Below are 696 nucleotides of genomic sequence, written 5' to 3'. Positions count from 1 at the left end.
CCAGCGGCGTACGGGGTTGCCGAGCCAGCGGCTGCCGGCCGGTACGGTCTCGCCGCGCATGACGAGGGAGGAGGGGCCGACGACGGCGCCTTCGCCCAGCGTGGAGCCGAGCAGGACGATGGAGTGGGGGCCGAGGGTGGCGCCGGCCTCGACCTCGATGGCGTCCATGCGCATGAGCCGGTCGTGGAAGAGGTGGGTCTGGACCACGACGCCGCGGTTGACGGTGGCCGCGTCGCCGATGGCGATCAGGTCGGTCTCGGGGAACCAGTGGGACTCGCACCACACGCCGCGGCCGATGCGGACGCCCAGGGTGCGCAGCCACAGGGTGAAGAAGGGGGTGCCGATCAGGGTGCCGCCGAGCCAGGGCATGGCGAGTTCCTCGACGAAGGTGTCGAAGAGTTCGTTGCGCCACACGAAGGAGCTCCACAGGGGTTTCTGGCCCTCGCGGAAGCGGCCGACCAGCAACCACTTTGCGGCGGTGGTGATCAGACACGCCGTCACCCCGAGCACGAGCAGCAGGACGCCGGCCAGGACGGCGGAGGCGGTCAGGCCGTCCCAGTCGAACAGGGCCTGGAGGGCGGTGGCGGCCAGGTCGCCGAGCAGGACGGTGATCAGGACCGGCAGGATGCGGCACAGTTCGACGGCGGCGCGGGCCCAGACGAGTCGGCGGGGCGGGTCGTAGGTGCGGGCGGTGTC

General features: G+C 71.8%; 1 pseudogene. It reads right to left on the bottom strand.

Going from position 1 to position 696, the window contains the following annotated elements:
- A pseudogene (locus tag TR50_RS42090) lies at nucleotides 1–696 on the bottom strand (amino acid adenylation protein); the annotation flags it as partial.

This window comes from Streptacidiphilus anmyonensis, assembly GCF_000787855.1.
Lineage (GTDB): Bacteria > Actinomycetota > Actinomycetes > Streptomycetales > Streptomycetaceae > Streptacidiphilus > Streptacidiphilus anmyonensis.
Note: the sequence above shows the minus strand (reverse complement) of the source record. Positions and strands in the feature narration are given on the sequence as shown.